Consider the following 5,404-nt stretch of genomic DNA (forward strand, 5'->3'; position numbering starts at 1 on the left):
TTTATTTTTTCATACTGTACAAAAGTACAGTTTTTTTGTATCTACTATTAAGAACTTAAAAAATGTCACTCATATTGCCTTTATAACCCTTATTTATTTTTCAAAAGTAAGCTAACTTGTTTTTTATTCATATTCTGTAAAAAGTCTTTTTCTTTACTTTGCATTATGTATGCTTGAACATGATATATTCAAAACCATTCAAGCTATTGCTGAGGAACTAAAACAGCCCGTATATGTTGTGGGGGGTTATGTTAGAGATATCTTCTTAGGGCGAGAAAATAAAGACATAGATTTTGTTACAGTGGGCAGCGGTATAGAGTTAGCTCAAAAAGTGGCTGAAAAATTGAATGTACCTGTACATATTTATAAAAACTTCGGAACTGCTATGCTCAAATATCAAGGTTTAGAAATAGAATTTGTTGGGGCAAGAAAAGAAAGCTATCGAAGAGAGTCCCGAAAACCTATCGTAGAAAATGGCACACTACAAGATGATCTTACTCGCCGTGATTTTACTATCAATGCTATGGCTATTGACTTAAAAACTCGTGAATTGATTGATTTATTTGAAGGTAAAAAACATTTAGAGCAGAAAATTCTCAAAACACCTACTGATGCCCATGTTACTTTTTCTGATGATCCTCTGCGTATGATGCGAGCTGCACGTTTTGCTGCTCAACTCAGTTTTGAAATTGATAGCCAAGTCCTTGATGCCATGAAACAAAATGCTGAACGCATCAACATTGTTTCAATGGAGCGCATCATTGTAGAATTTAACAAAATCATGGAAGCCCCAAAACCTTCCATCGGCATAAAATACCTGTATGACACAGGCATATTACACTATATTTTTCCTGAATTAGTGCGTTTGCAAGGTGTAGAAGAAGTCAATGGTATTACGCATAAAGATAACTTTTATCACACTTTACAAGTTTTGGACAATGTTGCGCGAGTAAGTAATAATCTTTGGCTGCGCTGGGTAGCGCTATTACATGATATTGCTAAACCTGATACAAAGCGGTTTATACAAGGACAAGGTTGGACTTTTCACGGGCATGAAGAGTTAGGTGCAAAAAAAGTCCCTAAAATTTTCAAACGCCTAAAATTACCTTTAGATGACCGAATGGAATACGTACAAAAGTTAGTACGCTTGCATGCACGTCCCATTGCTTTAGTAGAGGAGCATGTTACGGATAGTGCTGTAAGAAGACTTTTATTTGAAGCAGGTAACGATATTGATGATTTAATGACTTTTTGTAAAGCTGATATCACTACGCGAGATAAGAAAAAACTGTCCCAATATCTTAAAAACTTTGAACTGGTTCAAAAACGCTTGCAAGAAGTAGAGCAAGCAGACAAAATTAGAAACTGGCAACCCCCCATATCAGGGGAAATTATCATGCAAACTTTTAACCTTAAACCAGGTCCACAAGTAGGAATTATCAAAAATGCTATTCGAGAAGCTATTTTAGAGGGACATATCAAAAACGACTACCAAGAGGCTTACAATTTTATGATAGAATTTGCTAAAAAAGAACTCAATCTTTCACCTACTTGAAAAATATCATTACCCAAATAAAGATACCAGGGTTATCTAAATAAAAATCCATTCCTGTAAATAGGATACATACAAAGTCTAATAATACATGTATGTAAAAGAAGAGAGATAGTAAAAAATAGACCAAGGTGAATACAAAACGTGGGCGATCGCTAGTTCCTAAGTACCATCGGTGCAGAGCTAACCAACCTAAAAGCAGACACAACAAGAGCACTACTATTTTTCTTTTTTCGCGAGAAAGTTTTATTTTACTACTGCTTACTTTGGTTTGCTTTTGCATATTTTGCGAAATTGATATACTAGTAATGTGGCTTTCGAAATAGCTTGTTTGGTTAGCAAAGCCATTAGAAAAAAACAAAAGAACCCAGAATGAGAAAAGAAGAATTATATACCTCACATCAGTGAGCAAATTTAGTTGAATTATTTTGTTCCTTTGTGAAGGAAGTGTTAAATCTTTCTAGTTTACTTAGGCTTTCTAACAATAGATTAAAAAAGTACACGTACCGCAAGATAAATTCCATTATTTCGTCCTCATCATATTGTAGATAAGTTCGCCATACTAATAGACCCTTGGGAGTAGTTTGCATGTATATACCTTTATCTCGCAATAAAAAGCTAATAATCTGCTTATTAAACCACTTTTCTATAATATGCGGCTGCGTAGATTGTAGAGTAAAATGCTTGTTAAAAACACTGTGCTTGATTTGTACAGGTTCGTTGTCATATTCGCTTGTTTTCTTAGCAGATGCAGGGAGCAAAGTAAAGGATGGAATTTGAACAGTTTTACTCTCTATGTAAAAGAAAGAGTAAAAATATACATTGTAAAAATTTTTTTTGAGTGCATACATATAGTCAAAAACAGAGATGGTACATACCTCATTTTCGATAGTAATACATCCTACCACGTCCTTAAAACCTTTTTCAGTAAATAGAGGAAGTTGAAAAACGGGCTTGGTATTCGGTAACTCTATATATTCTTCAATATAGCCGTATTTATCCGCAAAATTCGCTAATAGCCGCTTTCTTTCTAACTTCATCTTTCGTTTATTTTGCAAATTCTTTTGGACAACAATCCATGTTACGATAACGATAACCCCACTAGAAAAGCTCATTTCTTGAAGATAAACGTAGTGCTCGGGATTATTCTCTATAAGCAATCCTATAATAATAGCTACAAAAAATAAGAAAAAACAAAAAGCAGCTATAATAAAATAATTCAAATAGTCATCCGAATATCTCATAGCAAAGTAAACCTACTTTAAATACGTTAGGTTACTTAGTTATGTTTAGTTTTTGATAAAATGTTTGTTTTTCAGTGCAAACAATTACATAATATAACCCATTTGGAAGAGAATGTATATCTAATTGGCCGCTAGCTTGACCTATACTTTGCCGATCTAAAACTACATTTCCTAAATTATCTATTATCCTGATGCTTTTTACATTATCAGGCAGAGCTATATTTATTCTGTCTTGGGCAGGATTAGGATAGACTAAAAAGTCATCACTTGAAAAAGATATCGTTTGTATAATACCTGATGTTAGTATTACCTCTACCTTAAAGTCGTCAAAATAGAAGCCGTCTTCGTTTATAAAAGCATCGCTGTGTAAATGAAATCGGAATTTTAAGTTATTCATTCCTAAATAATCACTTAAATCAATCTCTTCTTGTACCCATGTACTTTGAGTTCCATCGTAGAGAGGTTCATCCAAAGGCTGCACACCCCCAAAAATTGTTCCTACACCTGCATTAGTGTATAATCCGCATTGAGGTATCCAAGTAGTTCCACCATCGGTAGATATCATAAATTGCACATAATCATACTCTGGTTCTATATCCCATTGGGCATAAAACTTAACTTTTGCATGCACAGCTCCGACTAAGCTTATACTATTCAACGAAGTTATATAGGTATTAGCGTTATCCGTATATGTCCCTACGGGTGTATCTGTAATAGAGGAAGGAGCAGAAACAAACCTGGCTGTAGTGATATTCCAACCTGTAGTAGTCCATTGGCTTAAATTCGTAGCATTATCATTCATAAGAAGCGTAGGTGCAAGCGGATTGTATATTTTTGTTAGCGTATCACGATAGGTTATTCCGTTAAAAGTAGTTTGTAGGATGAATTTAACCAAACTACCTGCGGGAGTAGAAGGATGCAGTTGAACAAAAAAAGAGTCCTTTTGAGTATGCAAAAAAGCAGTAAAAGTTGTAAAAGTCTTGCTGCTGGGCGTTATACTTTGGATATTAGTAGTTAGTGGGACTAAGCTTATAGATACATTGTCAGAAGGCTGTATTCCGTAAGAAGTAGTGGTAAAAGGAATATGAAAAGATAAAGTAGCAAAAATTTTTGGGCTTTTGTCATAAGTGTGCGCATATTGACCTGCTAAAAGTGCTGCATATAAGTTTTGTACAACATTTTCTTTACAAATTGGAATTATTCTGCTTATAGTGGGCCAAAAGCCATCTAATACTGTACCACATTCAGGTGTAAAAGAAAGAATTTTATTTTTAGTAGTTTGTTCGCCGTACATCCAGTCATCAGAGTAGCCATTGACTACATAACCTACGGTTTCATTACCTGTACCATAAGCATAGTTATTAACTTGGGACATTAGCTTGGCGTATTCTACAAATTGTGCAGAATCAGGTGTGTAATAAGAAGGTAAATAGCCCCAAGGATAAATAAGTAGATTTCCATAAGTATGATAGTTTAAGGCAATTTTGAACTGTTTTGATTGACAAAAATCTCGTATAGCTTGAGTTTCTGGTTCAGAAAAAGGTGCGGTTCCTCTATATGTCTCATCGTTAGAGTTAGGGGATGAACCTATGTTGTCATAGCCCCATTGATAGCCATAATTTCGGTTTAAATCCACGCCAAAGCTGCCAGCACCGTTGTTTCTGCGATTTTTACGCCACATTCCTCCCCCGCTAGGATGTATAGTTTGATTATACACATAGCCATCAGGATTGAGCATTGGGACAAAATAAAGCTCTCTATTATTGACTATGTACTGTATATGAGGGTTAGTAGCGTAATTTTCCACTAAATAATACGCGTAAAAAATCAATACAGAAAGTCCCGCGGGTTCACGCGCATGGTGAACAGCAGTATAGAGTACTTGTGGTTCTGCTTCATTTACATCAGGATTATCCGATATTTTGAAAGCTAAAATAGGTCTATTTTCTATGCTATATCCAATAGTGTCTATTTTGGATACTAACGTAGGATAATTAGACCTCAACGTGTTCAAATGTGTAATAAATTCACTGTAAGTAAAAAATCCGCCCATGCTTCCCAATGAAAAGCCCATAGGTGTTTTGATTGTGTCTGTGGGATTGTAGCTGCCCGCAGGTAAGCAACCAGCATTGTCAGTTTTGTTATTAGCTGCGTTTTGATTTCTCTGAATGTAATGCTGAATTACATCAGGTATCAAAATTTGATGAGGTATATCATTTTGTTTAAGTTTATCTATTTCGCTATCGGATAAATCTGTTGTAAATGCGTATCCTTTACGGTATTCGCCATGTTCAACGTCTATACCCAGTGAGGCTAAGGTTTTAAGGTCTGCATATATGCGTACGCGCGCGTAGCGTTCTTGGGCTACCAAACCAAAGTTCAAATAAACTAAAAGTATAGCACCTATCCACCTAAGCATAGTTCAAAAATACGACTTCTTTTTTGCTTTTCAAAGCTAAAGTAGGTTAGGTAGGTTCATTATTTAAGTTTGGTTTTTTACAAATAATCTATTTAAAAATTTTTATTTTCTTGGGCGTGCCCTTGTGGGCGTTTCGCTTGCGCTCATGCCCACAAGGTCGGCGTGCTACGGGCTAAGCTAACGCTTCCG

4 protein-coding genes are annotated in these 5,404 nt (G+C 35.4%); 1 reads left to right on the forward strand and 3 read right to left on the reverse strand.

What is annotated here, in order from left to right:
- The first annotated feature begins 169 nt into the window (after positions 1-169).
- Positions 170-1,555: a CCA tRNA nucleotidyltransferase gene (locus NZ519_11420; protein MCS7029362.1), complete on the forward strand. Its 1,386-nt coding sequence runs from the start codon at positions 170-172 to the stop codon at positions 1,553-1,555.
- Here the strand turns inward: NZ519_11420 and NZ519_11425 are convergent.
- The 3 genes from NZ519_11425 to NZ519_11435 form a co-directional block, all read right to left on the reverse strand.
- Positions 1,548-1,835, reverse strand: coding sequence for an NINE protein (locus NZ519_11425; protein MCS7029363.1), 288 nt, complete (start codon positions 1,833-1,835; stop codon positions 1,548-1,550). The genes NZ519_11420 and NZ519_11425 overlap by 8 nt on opposite strands.
- Positions 1,836-1,953: 118 nt before the next feature.
- On the reverse strand, positions 1,954-2,796 hold the full coding sequence (locus NZ519_11430; protein MCS7029364.1) for a hypothetical protein: 843 nt from the start codon (positions 2,794-2,796) through the stop codon (positions 1,954-1,956).
- 31 nt (positions 2,797-2,827) lie between these two features.
- A complete protein-coding gene (locus NZ519_11435) occupies positions 2,828-5,215 on the reverse strand; it encodes a M14 family zinc carboxypeptidase (GenBank protein ID MCS7029365.1) in 2,388 nt (795 codons plus the stop codon).
- Between the last annotated feature and the right edge of the window lie 189 nt (positions 5,216-5,404).

The organism is Bacteroidia bacterium (assembly GCA_025056095.1).
Classification (GTDB): Bacteria; Bacteroidota; Bacteroidia; order JANWVE01; family JANWVE01; genus JANWVE01.

What these genes read in the sequence shown, in the direction of transcription:
- NZ519_11420 (MCS7029362.1), top strand. Translation starts at nt 170, where the DNA reads ATGCTTGAACATGATATATTCAAAACCATTCAAGCTATTGCTGAGGAA.
- NZ519_11425 (MCS7029363.1), bottom strand. Translation starts at nt 1,835, where the DNA reads ATGCAAAAGCAAACCAAAGTAAGCAGTAGTAAAATAAAACTTTCTCGC.
- NZ519_11430 (MCS7029364.1), bottom strand. Translation starts at nt 2,796, where the DNA reads ATGAGATATTCGGATGACTATTTGAATTATTTTATTATAGCTGCTTTT.
- NZ519_11435 (MCS7029365.1), bottom strand. Translation starts at nt 5,215, where the DNA reads ATGCTTAGGTGGATAGGTGCTATACTTTTAGTTTATTTGAACTTTGGT.